We start from the raw sequence: 14,849 nt of genomic DNA, 5'->3' as shown, positions 1-14,849 counted from the left end.
AGCGCTCTGCATCGCAAGCAATGGGACCGCATCGGCGAACGATGCGGTCCTCGTACGGCCCCTCAAGCGGTCATGCCGCTTGCCGGCCATCGATTTGGTAGGATTGCCCCAGCATGCCAGACCTTTCGTCATATCCGATCACCAAGCGCTGGCCTGCCTCCAATCCCGATCTCCTGCAGTTCTATGCAGCGCCCACGCCCAACGGCGTCAAGGTCTCCATCATGCTCGAGGAGACCGGCCTGCCATACGAGCCCCACTTTATCGACATCAGCACAAACGAGGCCAAAGACCCCGCTTTCGTGTCGCTGAACCCAAACGGGCGGATCCCTGCGATCATCGATCCGTCAGGCCCCGATGGTGAGCCGCTCGGCGTTTGGGAGTCCGGTGCGATCCTCGTTTACCTCGCCGAGAAGACGGGCCGATTGATTCCACCGGGACAAGCCAGGCGTTATGAGGTGCTGAGTTGGGTATTCTTCCAGATGTCGGCGATCGGCCCGATGTTCGGTCAGCTGGGCTTCTTTCTGCGTTGGGGCGGAAAGGACTACGAGGACAAGCGGCCTCAGCAACGGTTCGCCGACGAGTCCAAGCGCCTGCTGGGGATCTTGGATCGCCAGCTGGATGGGCGCGAGTGGATCGTCGACGACTATTCCATCGCCGACATCGCGACGCTCGGCTGGGTCAATGCCCTGGTCAGCACCTATGACGCCGGCGACCTGTTGCGCATCGCCGAACACCGGAACGTCCGGGGTTGGTTGGATCGCGGCCTCGCTCGACCAGCCGTGCAGCGGGGCCTGGTCATCCCTGCGAGGCCCGCATGAGCGTCATCGCCGCTTACTATTACAACGAGGGTCGCCGCATCCGCGAAGTCGCTATCGACGAGCGGGTTGAGCTCGACAAGAACCGATCTGGCTTCTGCTGGATTGGGCTCAGCGAGCCTTCGGAAAGCGAACTCAGGGCGCTTCAGTCGACCTACAATCTGCATCCATTGGCGATTGATAACGCGATGCATCCGATGTGCCCGCCGAAGCTCGAAGTCTATAACGGCGAGCTTTACGTCGTCGCTCAGACGGCCGAGCTGGTTGGGGACCGCATACGCTACGGCAAGACCGCGATCTTCACTGGTCACAACCATCTGATCACCGTGCGTCACGGCAACGCCGGAGCGCTTGGCAATCTTCGCGAGCAGCTTGAGGGTTCGCCTGCTCAGTTTGGTAAGGGTGTCGACTACGTCCTGCATGCCATCCTTCACCGCATCGTCGATCAGTATCTGCCGATCTTCGAAATGATCGAGGACGACGTGCTCGCGATGGAGAGGCGATCGCTCGACGACTTCCTGGGGCGGGCGGAGGTCGCGCGCATCTTCGGCTTGCGATGCGAATTGACGCGTTTCCAGCGAACCCTTGGCGCTATGGCGGAACTGGTGCGCAAGCTCGTTCGCGGACATTTCCCGTGCATCAGCGCTGAGGTGCGGCCGTACTTCAACGATGTCGCCGACCATGTCGATCGGGTCCAGTCCATGGTCGATGGCCTCCTCCAGGTGCTGTCCACGGTCTTCGAATTCAGCAGCCTTCTTGAGGCGCAGAGGACAGGCGTCATCACGCGCCAGCTCGCTGCCTGGGCGGCGATCCTCGCGGTCCCTACGGCCATCGCGGGCATATATGGAATGAACTTCAGGAACATGCCGGAGCTGGACACAGCTTACGGCTATTTCGTCGTGCTCGGCCTAATGCTGACGTTCTGTCTTTTCCTGTTCGTCCGCTTCAAGCGAGCCAAGTGGCTATGATGGTGCTCCGCATCTTCAGTGCTGGTCGGTCGCGGAGCCAAAGCGCGCCTTCGGTCGGCGCGCAACCCCTACAATCCGAACTCGAGGTGCATTGATGACAACTCAAGTGAGAGACGTTCTGGACGCCGTACAGTCCTTCGTGGCTAAGGGCTATGACCGAGAGTACCGTGTGAAGGACGGCGCTCTTGTCGATCTCGAACTCGGATCGACCCTCGACGCGTGCAGCATTCGTGTCGATGCCGCATTACGCCTTGAGAGCGGCGATGGAGCCGAAGACGCTTCGAACATCTACGCCATCACAGATCCGGCGACCGAGCATAAAGGTCTGCTTATCGATGCCTTCGATGTGTTCGACGAGATATGTCACCGTGACCTGTCCGAACGGCTTCTTGAGCATCGTGAAACAGCTCCGGCCGGTGACGCCGACGTGCCGAGCAAGCATGGGCTGCGCAAAGTCTACAAAAGCGAGTTTGATCGCGACCCTGAGCGTTACGTTTTGCGGGAAGGCTTCCCTGACTTTCCGGCATGCCCGTTCGGGGGAGCCTTCAGCATCCTCGGCTTCGATACAGCAGAACAATCATACGTCTGGCTCGTGACGAGCATTATTCGGGATCCCCGGCTGATCAGGATTCCCTACCAGGGCGAAGACGTTATTACCGACGAATGATGTCGGCGGAGCGCGGGAAAACCCAGACCCCAACGATGGATGGGATGCCCCTTAAGGTCAAAAATAACGAGGCAGAGATGGACTGGAACAAGGACCATATTCGCGAGACAATGCTGTCGCTTGAAACCGCGGCGCTGCAAAGCGCTCGCAAGAAGTATCTGGATTACGTCTCCACCGCGCGCCTCGATCGCAGCGAGCCGATCGAGAACGACGAGCAGGCGCAAGCCGAGGTGGCGAGCGACTTTGCTGAGGCGCTCGATGACACTCTCGATGACTATGTTGATAAGCTCGACAAACTCCGGACAATCGATTTTGGACCAAAGTCAGAAGTCTCGGAAGGCGCCGTCGTCAAGCTGTCCGGTAAGCACTTCGTCATTTCGGTCTCGACTGGCAGGTTCATTTGTCATGGGCAGGAACTGATGGGCATCTCGACGATGGCCCCGATCTACGAGGCGATCGAAGGCGCGCGAGCCGGGGAAACGGTGCAGTTCAATGGCCGCGATTTGACCGTGGAGGCTGTTGCGTAGGCGGGACCCGCGGTCCTCGGATCGTGAGTGCGGGCCATCGACGTTCGCAGCCTTACTGGACGACCTCCGGCCTCCCCATTGCCGCTTCTCTCAGATGATCGGCACTTACGAGCTAAGCCACCCCAGACCTGCGTAGGCGAGCATTCCCAATACCATCGCCACGATGACCTGGTTCGTGGCGATCGCTGCACCCAGCGCGACACCGGCCGCGATCCAGGTTGGAGGTGGCTGACCGATCAACGACGACGCGACCAAGCTGACCACGATCAGCCCAGGCAACTCGTCCAGAACCCAAGCCTGCCTGGAAACCCTAATTCGTTCACCGGCAATCAATCCGGCGACCCGGATCGCAAACGCAGCCACAACGAGCAAACTGACAACAACCCAGTGCGAAGCGCTCATCGGGCTGCCGCCTCGATCCTGCGCTTCAAGAAGGTCACCACCAAGCCGAAGAATGCGCCGACGATGATCCCGTAAGCTTTGGGCATGCCGAGCGAGATGACGGCCATGGTCGCTGCCGCGGCCATGGTCCATGGCAGAACTTGGGAACGTCCCCGCCACAGACCTCGCGCCATCGCAATGAAGGCCGCCGTGAACGCGAAGCTCAGGCCAAAGCGTCCGAGATCGGGCAGCGCGGCGCCAAGCAAGGCCCCGAGCGTCGTGGAGGCTGTCCACATGGAGATGTTCACCAGCCCTGAGCCTATGAGGAATGGTGCTCCGACATCGGGGGACTTCGCCCGCTCGGACATCGTCAAAGCCCAGTTCTCGTCGCCAGTAATGTGGATGGCGAAGAGCTTCTTCCTCAGCGACAAGCCGGCCAACACCTCGGATAAAGAGGCGATGATGCCGACATAGCGCAGGTTGAGCGACGCACCGGCCAGAACCGCGCCCAACACGACACCTGTGGAAGCGAACTGCTCAACCGCGATGATTTGCGAAGAGCCCGCATGGGTAGAGGCGCTCATGATCGCGACGCCCCACCACGGGAAACCTACCTGTACGGCCAGGAAACCAAAGGCCAAGCCGTACACGCTGGCCCCCAAGGCCAACGGGAGGATGGCGATCGCCCCCCGTTTAGCCTCGTATGCGTTTCTCGCGGCTAGAGCGTTCACGCTCTCATCCATGACACGTTCCGCCTTGTTCTCAGCCAGGCTCCTCTAACAGCCGACTGGCAATCCTTCGGTCGTCGGCATAGGCGTCTCAGCGGCGCTGATCCGCCGGGGTTCGTATCATCGCGTCGAGCGACCCGGTGATCATCGCCGTGCTCGGGCAGCGTGTTGCTCTCGTCTTGACCGAGCGGTCTGAGTGCCTGCGGACACCGGCCAAGACCGCCAGGGCAGTCAGCAGTGCCGCTGCGTAGAGGAACAGGCCGCCAGGGCCGAGGAGGTCCATCACCAGGCCTCCGATGAGCGGCCCGGCGGCGGTTCCGATCCCGTTGAGTAGGAGAAGTCCGCGAGCGGTCCCCAGCAGCCGACCCGCAGGAAGGTCGTCATTCGCAACGGCAAGGCATAGCGAATAGATGGGAATACCGAAGCCGCCGAACAGCGCGCCCGCCGCAAGTAGCACAGGCAGAGGCGCCTCCGCAGCCAGCGCTACGCCGATCGCAGCCGCCGCGGAAGCCAGGGCGGCGCCGGCAATGACGAGTGTCCGCGACACGCGGTCCGATAGCCATCCCAATGGCCACTGCAGCACGAGCGTTCCACCAAGGACCGCAGCCATGAACGCAGAAATGCCGCCCACATCGAGGCCAATCCTCTGCGCAAAATTGGGGCCTAGTCCCCAGAAGCCGCCGATGGCCAGGCCGGCTAGGAAAACGCCGACCGACGGAAGGGGCGAAATTGCAACGAGATCGCGAAAGGCGACGGGCTCCTGTTGAACCTCGGCCGGGGGATGACTGGGCAGTAGCGTGACGGGGACGACGGCCGCAGATATCAGCAGCGAGACGAACAGGAATAGCGTCACGTCTGTAGGCGGCGCGATGTTGAGCAGCGCTTGACCAAGGGCCCATGAACCCATCGAAACAACGCCGAAGATCGACAAAAGCTGACCGCGCGTGGATTGAATCGCGTGCGCGTTGAGCCAACTCTCAGTCGCTAGGATCATGCCTGCATAGGCGAAGCCGGTCACAAGGCGAAGCGGCATCCATACGTTTGCCTCCACGAATGCGACATGAAGAAGAGCCGTCATTGAAGCCATCGCGGCGAAGCCAGCGAAAGTCCTCACATGGCCCACGGACACGATCATCTTGGGCAGCGTGAGAGCGCCAATGGTGAAGCCCGCAAAGTATAGGGACATCATCGCGCTGATCGTTTGAGCTGAAAAGCCTTCCTCCCCAGCCCTCACGATCAGGAGCGTACCCAGTAGACCATTGCCCAAGAGCAACGTGGCGACGCTCAACAATAGCGCTGCGACCGGCGCCAAAACGAGCCCCCGCGCGCAGGCCGCCTTCACGCTGTTCATCGCCTGACTCATTTCCGAGCCTGGCGCGGAGGCTGATACGCCGCAGAACTGATGAACTGATCAAAGGCTTCGCACCAGATGACAACGGCGCTGTAGTCGCGAACGTCGATGTCGGCGGGCACCTCCATAATGAAGCCGTTGAACGTCCTCACATCGCCGACCCGGGCCGACGCGTCCTTGATCGCGAGGAACGCTTCCTCGGTCTCGACGAAGTGCGGGGCGAGATAAAGCTTGTAGTCCGGCCCGGGAGAGAGACGGCCGATGTGTGCGATCCGGTGAGGCAGGATCTGCACTTCGCCTTCACCCCAGTGCAGCAGGTCGCTGCCGGCTAGATCACGAGAAAGCTTTCCCGAATAGAGCGCCTCAGGCGTCGAACTCCTCAACGCAGCTTCAGTGGGCGACGCCGGCGCGGTGAGGATAGGCAGCGTGTAGATGCCGGCAGCAAAGCCTGTGATGCCAACGACGAAGTGGGTGCAGGCTAGAATAAGCCACCGTGGCATGTTTCACGAGCTCTCCAAATTTGCCACCAAACGATCCGCGTCCAGGTGGAAATCCGAAAAGACGATGCGACCGTCGGCATTGATGACCGTGAACCACGGCGTTCCCCGTGTCCGGTAATCCTCCATGAACGTTGGAAACGCAGCACCAGGCGGCGGTTCGTCGTGCCCGAAGGCGACGGGGAGACGGTACTCCACCTGATTGATGCGCAACTTGTCGAATGTATTTTCGTGCGCTCCTTCGAAGACCGTCTGGATCACTGCGAATCCGACGCCTCTGGACTCCAGCGCACCATGCAATTTCTGCAGTGTGGGAAACCCATGCAGATGGCAGCCCCTGCACCAGTGCTGAAACGCGAAAAGGATCTTCGGCCCTACGCCAAGATCCGATAGCTTGATCGGCGTCTGGAGGTCGCTTCCATCCACGGCGATCCACCGATGAATGCGAAGCTCTGGCGCTTGACGATCGGCCGCGCTCATCCCTCTCTCCGAACACGAAGCATGTGCCCGACGTGCAGCGAAAACTCGCGAGCGCAGGGGAACTGCTATACTTCACCGCCCCACGGCCCGAGCGTCAAATAGTCGATAAGACCAAAATCTTGTCTCGACTATACCCGACGAGGCCACGAGTTTACGTGGATGACTATGAATTCCAACGCCGGTCTTTTCCAATAGCGGCGTGACATAGTTTCTATGTCCTAGGCGGGAGCAAATTTAGCGTCCGTTCGACCCTTGCGGCGCCAGAAGCTGCACGTTGGAGGCCACAGGCAGCGCGCGCTTATGCGCGGTGGCTCGGTACGCTCTTTGGATCGTCTCGACCGCCGCCTGGGCCACACCCCTTCCTTCGAGGTAATCGTCTATCTCATCATAGGTCACGCCGTAGGCGTCTTCGTCGGGGTGTAACGGCATCGCGTCATCCAAATCTGCCGTGGGAACCTTACTGATCAGTTCCGCCGGGGCGCCCAGATGAGACGCGATCGCGCGAACGCGCCGCTTATTGAGACCGGCGAGAGGGAGAACATCGGCCGCGCCATCGCCGAACTTTGTGAAGAAACCCATCACCGCTTCGGCTGCATGGTCCGTGCCAATCACAAGGCCGCCCAGGGTCCCCGCGAGAGCAAACTGGGCGACCATCCGTTGGCGTGCCTTGATGTTCCCGAGCACCGTACTGCGCAGGCCGGGGTCGGCGGACTCGTAATTGGAGCCTGTCATCTCGCTCCACAGCGCGTCGGTCGCGGGCTTTATATTGATCACCGCAACGCGGTCGGGCCTGATGGCTGACAAGGCAAGCTGAGCATCGCGCTCGTCCATCTGTTCGCCATAGGGCAGCCGCACCGCTACAAACTCGCATTCGTACCCGATCTGACGCAGATCCTTCACGGCCGATTGCGCGATTAGGCCCGCCGTCAGGGAATCGACGCCGCCGCTGATTCCAAGCACATACGCTCGCTGCCCCGACGACCTCAGATAGTCGCGGAGGAAGGCGGCGCGTTCTGCCGCCTCGCGTCGGGCATCGAACGACGCCGAAACGCCGAGCGCTGCGATAATCTCGTCTTGGATGGGAATGACGACCTCCTGGGCACGCCGCAGTCGCATGCTGGCGACCTCACCTCGCGAAGCTTCTCTGTCCCACGAGCCATAACGCTCACGCAACACCGATTCAAAGCTATCGAAACTATAGCGACAGGGCATTGGGAAAGCAGTCTGATATAAAGCTATAGTCGAGGCGGGATTATCGCGAGTCATAGTGATGAATTGCGTGTCTCTACTGATTTAACACCCGGTTGTCTGAACATCAGCTTTGCGATCCGCTCGATATCTTTCCTTTGCGAGGGTCATCTACGCATTAGCCTGAGATGAAGTCGGTCGGTCTGTCGTGACGAGCAAGGGGGTTCGGCATGGTCACCAGAGGTTTCACCGGCCGCGGTTCAGGCGGCGACCACGAGGGCCGTATTCCGCCAGGTCAACATCTCGTGGAGAACTTTCCCGTTCTTACCGCTGGGCCAACGCCTCGTATCGAGACGTCCGACTGGAAGTTCACGGTCAAGATCGGTCCGAGACCCGTGAAGGTCTGGAGTTGGAGTGAATTCAACGCCCTTCCAAAGACCAAAGTGACCAAAGACATTCACTGCGTCACGTCCTGGTCCAAGCTCGACACGAAGTGGGAAGGCGTGCTGATCGAGGACATCCTCGCTGACGCTGAAGTTAAACAGCCAACAGACTTCGTTCTCGCGCACTGCTACGATGGCTATTCGACGAATGTTCCGCTCGCGGACATGTTGTCCGGCAAAGCTATGGTCGCGCTGAGCTACGCGGGCCAGCCGCTTCCCCGCGACCATGGCGGACCGGCGCGCCTTCTTGTTCCGCATCTCTACTTCTGGAAGTCCGCCAAGTGGGTGAATGCGCTGCAGTTCACCACTCGCGACGAGGCCGGGTTCTGGGAGTTGCGCGGTTATCACATCTACGGTGATCCGTGGCGCGAGCAACGGTACACCCATGACTGAGTTCGATGCGCAACCCGCGTCGTGGCAGTCAGGCGTGATCGACGAAATCGTCCAACAGACACCGAGTATCAAGAGCTTTTTCCTGCGATTGCAGGAACCATTCGTCCATACAGCAGGCCAGCACGTCGACGTCCGGCTGACCGCCCCAGACGGCTATCAGGCGATGCGCAGTTATTCGATCGCATCGTCGGCGGGCTCTTCACCGATCCTGGAACTCGCCATCGAGCGCCTGCCGAATGGCGAAGTTTCGCCATTCTTCCACGACGTCGCCGCAGCCGGCGACGAGATCGAACTCAGGGGACCGCTTGGAGGCCACTTTCTTTGGCCCGAGCCTACCGACAAGCCGGTGCTGCTGATCGGCGCAGGTTCAGGCGTGGTGCCGCTGATGGCGATGATCCGGCAGCGTCGGGCATCGGCACAGGCCGTTCCAGTCGCTCTGCTCTTGTCGGCGCGAACCGCTGAGGACGTGCTCTTCTCCAGCGAACTCCACTCAATCGAGATGAGCGATCCCACGTTCATCTTGACGCTCGCGATTACGCGAGAAGCGCCAAAGCGCGCCTCGGACTATGGCCGACGGATCGACGATGGGATGGTCCAGGCGACAATCGCACGTCTCGGTCGCGACCCGGGCCACGTGTTCGTTTGCGGGTCGAACGGTTTCGTCAACATCGCGACGGACGGCGCATTGTCGGCAGGGCTGGGCGTCTCGATCATCAAGACCGAGCGCTACGGTGGGTAGGGGCGGCCAGATGATCGCATCCCATCACGCGGGAGCGCCCAGCTCAAGCTCTGTCCGGGAAAGGCTTCGCCCATGACCATCATGGCCCGTCAATTTCACCTTAAAAGTCGTCCCGAAGGGCTACCGCAGGCCAACAACTTCGAACTCGTCGAGCAGGATCTCCCCGCGCCAGAGCGAGGACAACTGCTCGTCGCCAACCGGTGGCTCTCCGTTGACCCTTACATGCGCGGCCGCATGACCGGTCGAGAAAGCTATATGCCGCCCTTCCAAGTTGGCGAGCCTCTGGATGGCGCCGCGATCGGCGTCATAGTCGAAAGCAAGGATGAACGGTTCAGCCCTGGCGAGGTCGTGAGCCACTTTGCCGGCTGGCGCGACCGCGCGATCATCGACGCCGCATCCGCTACTAGGATCGATACGACGATTCCAGAGCAGGCGTATCTGGGCCCGCTCGGTTTCCCAGGCTTCGCCGCCTACATCGGCATGCTCCAGATCGGAAAGCCGCGAGCTGGCGAAACTGTGTTCGTGTCAGCAGCAGCGGGTTCTGTCGGATCGCTCGCTGTCCAAATCGCAAAGATCAAGGAATGCCGAGTCGTTGCGTCCGCGGGCGGCGAGGACAAATTGCGTTGGCTGCGCGAGGAAGCAGGCGCTGATGCCACGATAAACTACAAGAATACGGACGACATGGTCGCAGCACTTCGCGAAGCTGCGCCTAAGGGTGTCGACATCTATTTCGACAACGTCGGTGGCACGCACCTGGAAGCGGCGCTTGAGGCGGCCAATGACTTCGCACGCTTCGCTCTGTGCGGAATGATCGAGCAATACAACAGCGAGCCGGTCGGTCCCCGCAATATCTATGCGGTTATTGAGAAGAGCCTCCTGCTGCAAGGCTTCGTCACCATCCACAACATGTCGGTTTGGGAGGATTTCCAGCGCGACGTCACCCGGTGGATCGCCGATGGGAAGGTCAAATGGCAGGAGACGGTTGTTCACGGCCTCGAGAGAACCCCGTCGGCGTTCCTCGATCTCTTCGCCGGAAAAAACATCGGAAAGATGGTTATCGACCTCAGGGATGGGGAGACGCCCTGACGGGCGGCGCCTGCCGTCAGCGGACCGCACCACGCCACCTCGTCTAATTAGAATCTTTTGCTTTGGGAGATCACCGTGAGCCGCTTCGCTGAACCAGTTTTCATAGCCGCAGGCTTGCGGACACCATTCGGCCGTGGCGGAGGAGCGCTGGCAAATTATGACGCGGCCTCATTGTCAGTGCCAGTCGTCCAAGAAATGGCGAAGCTTGCGGAGCCCGATCTGACGATCTGGGGAACCGTCATCCCGAACCTGGGCTGGAGCAATATCGCTCGCGAAATCTGGCTGGACGCGAAGCTCAACCCCAACGTTCCAGCATTCTCCGTAGTCCTAGCGTGCTCGACCAGCATGACCGCGAGCTTCGCCGCAGCCGGGATGCTCGGCGGCGGGCTCAACCTGATACTGGTCGGCGGGTCTGAGGTCATGAGCCGACCATCGCTCGCTCTCACCGCTGAGGCATCTAAACGACTCACCGATCTCTTCGCGCAGGATCCGGCCGCAGCACTTGCCGCCCTGGGGGCGTTGACCCCTCAAGACTATGTGCTCCCCACGAAGGGCTGGGCCAACCGCCTTACGGGCAGGACGATGGGCGATCACATGGAGGAGACCGCCAAGGCGTGGCGCATCTCGCGTGAGGCTCAGGATGACTGGGCTCTAAAAAGCCACCAGCGCGCCGTCGCCGGCTGGAACGGCGGCTTCTTCGATGACCTCGTGATCTCGTTGCCGGAGCTTTCCCGCGATGCGAACCCGCGCGCGGACACATCCGCCGAACGTCTATCCGGTTTGAAGCCCGCCTTCGATCGTGAGAGCGGAATGGGTAGCCTGACAGCCGGCAACAGCTCCCCCATCACGGATGGGGCGGCCGGCTGTTGGGTGTCCAACGAGGAGGGTCTGAAGAGGCTGCCCGATGGCACGCCCTATGCGCGGATAATCGACTACGAAGTCTCGGCGGTCGACCTGCGCACGGAGGGGCTGCTGATGGCGCCGTCATATGCCGTTCCACGACTTCTCGCGCGCCATCACCTTGGCTTCGCCGACATCGCACTTTGGGAAATCCACGAGGCCTTCGCGGCACAGGTGCTGGCCAACGTCGCGGCCATCACCGATCCGAACTGGGTCCGAGAGAAGGCCCGTGTTTCGGCTGAGATGGGCAACTTCGATTGGGATCGCGTCAATCCGAACGGCGGCTCGGTAGCCATCGGACATCCCTTCGGCGCGACCGGCGCGCGTGATCTCAGCCAAGCTGTGAAAGAGCTGTGGGCCATGCCGGTCGGATCTCGAGGGATCGTCAGCATCTGCGCCGATGGTGGTCAAGGCACTGTCGCCCTCCTCGAACGCATCTGATCGGAGGACAAAAAAATGAAGGCGATCCGCTTCCATGAGTTCGGCGCTCCCGATGTTCTTCGCTATGAGGACGCGCTGACACCTGTGATAAAGCCGGGAGAGGTGCTCGTCCGTGTACAAGCGGCAGGCCTCAACCCGCCCGACTGGTATCTCCGCGAGGGATACAAGGCTCTGCCGCCCGAGTGGCGGCCGTCGGTGACATTCCCCGCCATACCGGGCTCGGATGTGTCCGGGATCGTCGAGAAGGTCGCCGACGATGTGACCGCGTTCTCGCCGGGCGATGAAGTTTTCGGAATGATCCGCTTTCCCAGCTTCGGCGAGAGCCTGGGATACGCCGAGTATGTTTCCGCGCCTGCTTCCGACCTTGCGGCCAAGCCCCGACACCTGGACCACATTCATGCAGCCGCCGTTCCCATGTCGGGGCTGACCGCTTGGCAGTTCCTGATCGAGCTAGGCCATAACGAGCAGAACCCGCTGCAGTCCGAGCGCCACAGCCCGGTCCCGTTGGCTGGGAAGAGCGTTATGATCAACGGCGCTGCAGGGGGTGTCGGTCATCTGGCATTGCAGTTGGCAAAGCACGAAGGCGCGCGTGTCATCGCTGTCGCTTCAACCCGGCACGAAGCGTTCCTCCGCGAACTGGGTGCCGACGAGTTCATCGACTACACGAAGACCAAACCCGAAGACGATGTGCGAGACATCGATCTTGTCGTCGATGCCGTCGGCGGTCCGACCTCCGGCCGCTTCCTTCGGACCATACGTCGGGGCGGAGCGCTGTTCCCGATTTTTCCCCTTGGCTTTGCCGGACATGATGAAGCTGCCGACCGGGGAGTGACCGTTTCGGCGACGCAGGTGCGTTCCAGTGGCGACCAGTTGGCCCAGCTAGCTCGCTTGCTCGACAGCGGCGCGGTTCGCGTCGCCGTCGACAGCACATACCCCCTTTCCGAAGCGGCCGCCGCTCACGAACGCGCAGAGGCAGGCCATATCCAGGGCAAGATCGTCCTCGCCGTCGGTAACCCCATCGCCGATCAGAGCGGCCAAGCGGGCGTGCCGTCATCGCAGTGGCCGCCCCGCATGAGGGGGCACTGACATGACGCGGGAAACGCCGATGATCGGCCACGCTCGACCTTCGAGGCATCATCCAGGAGAACTGCGGTGAGCCTGAGCGCTGACAGAACCGATTTCGGGGCGGCACAGCGGGTGCGGGCGCTTGCAGACCTCATGGTGCTCGACACACCGGATGAGCAAGCCTTCGACGATCTCGTTTTTGTCGCCGCAAAGGCCTGTGACGTTCCCATCGCGCTCATCACCCTGCTGGATACTGACCGGCAATGGTTCAAAGCCAAGTACGGGCTTGAGGTATGCGAGACGGAGATCGAACACTCGGTCTGTCGGATCGAGATCGATCAGGGCGATCTTCTCGAGATCGTCGATCTCACAAATGATGCGCGGACCAAGCGCAATCCGCTCGTCACAGGCGCCCGGCACTTTCGCGCCTACGCTGGCGCACCGCTCGTCCTGCGATCCGGAGCGATCGTAGGTCGCCTGTGCGTCATCGATACCGTTCCGCGGCCTGAAGGGCTCAGCGAGATGGAAAAGGCGATGCTGCAGGCGCTCGCCCGTCTCGCCAGCGAAAATCTCGAACTCCGCCGGATCGCAACGGCGAGCGAGCGCCTCACAGCCTTGCAGACCGCCCTGGTCGAAATCGGCGAAACCATTCGGAGCAGCCACGATACCGCAGGGATGGCTTCGGCGACCGCCGCCATCGTCGGCCGAGCGCTCTCCGCAGACCGAGCCGGGTTCGGATCCGTCAACGAGGACGTCGATACGATTGACGTCGAAACCGATTGGACGGCGCCGGGGGCCGTGAGCATTGCCGGGCGCCACCGTCTCGACGAGTATGGGAGCTTGCGCGAGCCGCTCGTCGTTGGCGACCCGCTCGTCGTTTGGGACGCCCTGACCGACGATCGCACTCTGCACAATCTCGAGAGCGCAATGCGGGTCGGCGTTCGGTCGTTGGTCGATATGCCGGTTCGAGATCGTGGCAAAACCATCGCCGTCTTCTTCGTTCATTCGGCGCATCCCCGACCTTGGCCCGCAGAGGAAATCTCGTTCCTGCGAAGTGCGGCGGACCGGCTTGAGGCAGGCGTCGCGAGGCATCGTACCGAGCAGCAGCAACTCATAGTGAACGGCGAAATTGCTCACCGCCTGAAGAACATGCTCACCATGGTTCAGGCCATCGCCAGCCAAACGCTGCGAAGCGTCACCGATCGCGAAGCGGTCTACGCCTTCGAGCGTCGGCTGATGGCTCTGAGCGCGGCGCACGACGCCTTGCTTCAAAAGAGTTGGACACAAGCTGATCTACAAGCTGTCGCAGCGACAGTGATCGACGCGATCGGGTTCTCAGATCGGGTCGACATGAGTGGGCCGGCGGTGGCGCTGGGGCCACGAGCGGCGCTCTCGTTCTCCCTCATCGTCCACGAGTTACTGACCAACGCCTGCAAATACGGCGCGCTGACCAGTGACGATGGCCACGTCTCGCTGTCGTGGGAAGTCGAGGTCGGCCTGGACGACGACCTTCTCCGCGTGAAATGGCGAGAACGGGGTGGGCCTCCGGTTGTGCCGCCAACTCGCCGAGGCTTTGGATCGAAGCTGATCAACATCGGCCTGGTCGGCACCGGGGGCGTCGATGTTCGCTACGAGCCCGCCGGGTTAACGGCCGATCTGCACGCCTCCATGCGTCACCTGGTTCAAGGTTGATGGGAGTATGGGTGGAATGGTGAAACCCGTGGTGCTCGTCGTCGAAGACGAACCACTTCTCCGTCTGTTTGCGACGGACATGATCGAGGAGGCAGGTTTCGAAGTCTTGCAGGCGCCGAATGCATCCGCCGCGCTTATGACCTTGGAGGAACGACTGGATGTGCGCGTCGTGTTCACGGACGTGAACATGCCCGGCGGGATCGATGGCATCATGCTCGCCATTTGCATCCGCCGGCGGTGGCCGACCATCCAGATCATCATCACGTCCGGGAGGCCTTGGCCGGTCGAGGCCGTCGTTCCAGCGGACGTTGTGTTCTTCGCCAAGCCATACCGGCAAGACCGGGTTTTGGACACGGTCCGGAAGATGGCGGCGTGATGGCCAGCGCCTCAAACAACTCGGACGCCAGAGCGGTGAGGTCCACGAGTGCACCTTCGAAATCGAGCTTCTCTACCCGGGGGCGCAAGCCTTTGCCTTCACCTTCGGATGA

Annotated in this window: 17 protein-coding genes and 1 pseudogene; 12 read left to right on the top strand and 6 right to left on the bottom strand. The window is 61.3% G+C overall.

Annotation, left to right across the window (positions count from 1 at the left end):
• Positions 1-113 precede the first annotated feature (113 nt).
• The 4 genes from N5D22_RS24440 (at position 114) to N5D22_RS24425 (ending at position 2,977) form a co-directional block, all read left to right on the top strand.
• Positions 114-818, top strand: coding sequence for a glutathione S-transferase N-terminal domain-containing protein (locus N5D22_RS24440; protein ID WP_024350802.1), 705 nt, complete (start codon positions 114-116; stop codon positions 816-818).
• The gene (locus N5D22_RS24435; RefSeq protein WP_024350801.1) at positions 815-1,783 is read left to right on the top strand and encodes a magnesium and cobalt transport protein CorA; all 969 of its coding nucleotides are present in this window, start codon (positions 815-817) and stop codon (positions 1,781-1,783) included. Before N5D22_RS24440 ends, N5D22_RS24435 begins: the two co-directional genes overlap by 4 nt.
• Before the next feature lie 94 nt (positions 1,784-1,877).
• Positions 1,878-2,450: a hypothetical protein gene (locus N5D22_RS24430; RefSeq protein ID WP_024350800.1), complete on the top strand. Its 573-nt coding sequence runs from the start codon at positions 1,878-1,880 to the stop codon at positions 2,448-2,450.
• Between the two features lie 77 nt (positions 2,451-2,527).
• Positions 2,528-2,977 carry a hypothetical protein gene (locus tag N5D22_RS24425; protein WP_024350799.1) on the top strand — a complete coding sequence of 150 codons (450 nt, stop codon included), beginning with the start codon at positions 2,528-2,530 and terminating at the stop codon, positions 2,975-2,977.
• Between the two features lie 105 nt (positions 2,978-3,082).
• Here the strand turns inward: N5D22_RS24425 and N5D22_RS24420 are convergent, their stop codons facing one another.
• From N5D22_RS24420 to nadE, 6 genes are all read right to left on the bottom strand, one after another.
• Entirely contained in the window at positions 3,083-3,379 is a 297-nt protein-coding gene (locus tag N5D22_RS24420) for an AzlD domain-containing protein (RefSeq protein WP_024350798.1), read from the bottom strand.
• Positions 3,376-4,101, bottom strand: coding sequence for an AzlC family ABC transporter permease (locus N5D22_RS24415; RefSeq protein ID WP_024350797.1), 726 nt, complete (start codon positions 4,099-4,101; stop codon positions 3,376-3,378). Before N5D22_RS24415 ends, N5D22_RS24420 begins: the two co-directional genes overlap by 4 nt.
• 76 nt (positions 4,102-4,177) lie before the next feature.
• A complete protein-coding gene (locus N5D22_RS24410; protein ID WP_024350796.1) occupies positions 4,178-5,437 on the bottom strand; it encodes an MFS transporter in 1,260 nt (419 codons plus the stop codon).
• Positions 5,438-5,445: 8 nt separating this feature from the next.
• The gene (locus N5D22_RS24405; RefSeq protein WP_024350795.1) at positions 5,446-5,937 is read right to left on the bottom strand and encodes a DM13 domain-containing protein; all 492 of its coding nucleotides are present in this window, start codon (positions 5,935-5,937) and stop codon (positions 5,446-5,448) included.
• Positions 5,938-5,940: 3 nt separating this feature from the next.
• Positions 5,941-6,414 carry a redoxin domain-containing protein gene (locus N5D22_RS24400; RefSeq protein WP_024350794.1) on the bottom strand — a complete coding sequence of 158 codons (474 nt, stop codon included), beginning with the start codon at positions 6,412-6,414 and terminating at the stop codon, positions 5,941-5,943.
• 234 nt (positions 6,415-6,648) lie between these two features.
• Positions 6,649-7,530 (bottom strand): ammonia-dependent NAD(+) synthetase, encoded by an 882-nt coding sequence (gene nadE / locus N5D22_RS24395; protein ID WP_051141593.1) that lies wholly within the window; start codon positions 7,528-7,530, stop codon positions 6,649-6,651.
• Positions 7,531-7,832: 302 nt separating this feature from the next.
• Here nadE and N5D22_RS24390 point away from each other — a divergent pair, with 302 nt between their 5' ends.
• From N5D22_RS24390 to N5D22_RS24355, 8 genes and pseudogenes are all read left to right on the top strand, one after another.
• On the top strand, positions 7,833-8,438 hold the full coding sequence (locus N5D22_RS24390) for a sulfite oxidase-like oxidoreductase (protein ID WP_024350792.1): 606 nt from the start codon (positions 7,833-7,835) through the stop codon (positions 8,436-8,438).
• Positions 8,431-9,177 carry a ferredoxin reductase gene (locus N5D22_RS24385; RefSeq protein WP_024350791.1) on the top strand — a complete coding sequence of 249 codons (747 nt, stop codon included), beginning with the start codon at positions 8,431-8,433 and terminating at the stop codon, positions 9,175-9,177. Before N5D22_RS24390 ends, N5D22_RS24385 begins: the two co-directional genes overlap by 8 nt.
• A 72-nt stretch (positions 9,178-9,249) precedes the next feature.
• Positions 9,250-10,263 (top strand): NADP-dependent oxidoreductase, encoded by a 1,014-nt coding sequence (locus N5D22_RS24380; protein WP_024350790.1) that lies wholly within the window; start codon positions 9,250-9,252, stop codon positions 10,261-10,263.
• Positions 10,264-10,338: 75 nt separating this feature from the next.
• Complete coding sequence (locus tag N5D22_RS24375; RefSeq protein WP_024350789.1) at positions 10,339-11,604, top strand: thiolase family protein; 1,266 nt, start codon at positions 10,339-10,341, stop codon at positions 11,602-11,604.
• Between the two features lie 15 nt (positions 11,605-11,619).
• Entirely contained in the window at positions 11,620-12,690 is a 1,071-nt protein-coding gene (locus tag N5D22_RS24370; protein WP_024350788.1) for an NADP-dependent oxidoreductase, read from the top strand.
• A gap of 66 nt (positions 12,691-12,756) precedes the next feature.
• Positions 12,757-14,361 carry a GAF domain-containing protein gene (locus tag N5D22_RS24365; protein ID WP_051375908.1) on the top strand — a complete coding sequence of 535 codons (1,605 nt, stop codon included), beginning with the start codon at positions 12,757-12,759 and terminating at the stop codon, positions 14,359-14,361.
• A gap of 16 nt (positions 14,362-14,377) precedes the next feature.
• A complete protein-coding gene (locus tag N5D22_RS24360) occupies positions 14,378-14,737 on the top strand; it encodes a response regulator (protein WP_035449975.1) in 360 nt (119 codons plus the stop codon).
• Between the two features lie 4 nt (positions 14,738-14,741).
• A pseudogene (locus tag N5D22_RS24355) lies at positions 14,742-14,849 on the top strand (hypothetical protein); the annotation flags it as partial.

The sequence above is a fragment of the Agrobacterium sp. GD03872 genome, from assembly GCF_029840625.1.
Lineage (GTDB): Bacteria > Pseudomonadota > Alphaproteobacteria > Rhizobiales > Rhizobiaceae > Agrobacterium > Agrobacterium fabrum_A.
The sequence above is the reverse complement of the archived record's forward strand: the minus strand, read 5'-3'. Positions and strand labels throughout refer to the sequence as shown.

Coding starts and splice junctions, on each gene's coding strand:
- N5D22_RS24415 (WP_024350797.1), bottom strand. CDS start 4,101: ATGGATGAGAGCGTGAACGCTCTAGCCGCGAGAAACGCATACGAGGCT.
- N5D22_RS24360 (WP_035449975.1), top strand. CDS start 14,378: ATGGTGAAACCCGTGGTGCTCGTCGTCGAAGACGAACCACTTCTCCGT.
- N5D22_RS24405 (WP_024350795.1), bottom strand. CDS start 5,937: ATGCCACGGTGGCTTATTCTAGCCTGCACCCACTTCGTCGTTGGCATC.
- N5D22_RS24380 (WP_024350790.1), top strand. CDS start 9,250: ATGACCATCATGGCCCGTCAATTTCACCTTAAAAGTCGTCCCGAAGGG.
- N5D22_RS24440 (WP_024350802.1), top strand. CDS start 114: ATGCCAGACCTTTCGTCATATCCGATCACCAAGCGCTGGCCTGCCTCC.
- N5D22_RS24370 (WP_024350788.1), top strand. CDS start 11,620: ATGAAGGCGATCCGCTTCCATGAGTTCGGCGCTCCCGATGTTCTTCGC.
- N5D22_RS24400 (WP_024350794.1), bottom strand. CDS start 6,414: ATGAGCGCGGCCGATCGTCAAGCGCCAGAGCTTCGCATTCATCGGTGG.
- N5D22_RS24390 (WP_024350792.1), top strand. CDS start 7,833: ATGGTCACCAGAGGTTTCACCGGCCGCGGTTCAGGCGGCGACCACGAG.
- N5D22_RS24385 (WP_024350791.1), top strand. CDS start 8,431: ATGACTGAGTTCGATGCGCAACCCGCGTCGTGGCAGTCAGGCGTGATC.
- N5D22_RS24430 (WP_024350800.1), top strand. CDS start 1,878: ATGACAACTCAAGTGAGAGACGTTCTGGACGCCGTACAGTCCTTCGTG.
- N5D22_RS24410 (WP_024350796.1), bottom strand. CDS start 5,437: ATGAACAGCGTGAAGGCGGCCTGCGCGCGGGGGCTCGTTTTGGCGCCG.
- N5D22_RS24435 (WP_024350801.1), top strand. CDS start 815: ATGAGCGTCATCGCCGCTTACTATTACAACGAGGGTCGCCGCATCCGC.
- nadE (WP_051141593.1), bottom strand. CDS start 7,530: ATGCGACTGCGGCGTGCCCAGGAGGTCGTCATTCCCATCCAAGACGAG.
- N5D22_RS24425 (WP_024350799.1), top strand. CDS start 2,528: ATGGACTGGAACAAGGACCATATTCGCGAGACAATGCTGTCGCTTGAA.
- N5D22_RS24420 (WP_024350798.1), bottom strand. CDS start 3,379: ATGAGCGCTTCGCACTGGGTTGTTGTCAGTTTGCTCGTTGTGGCTGCG.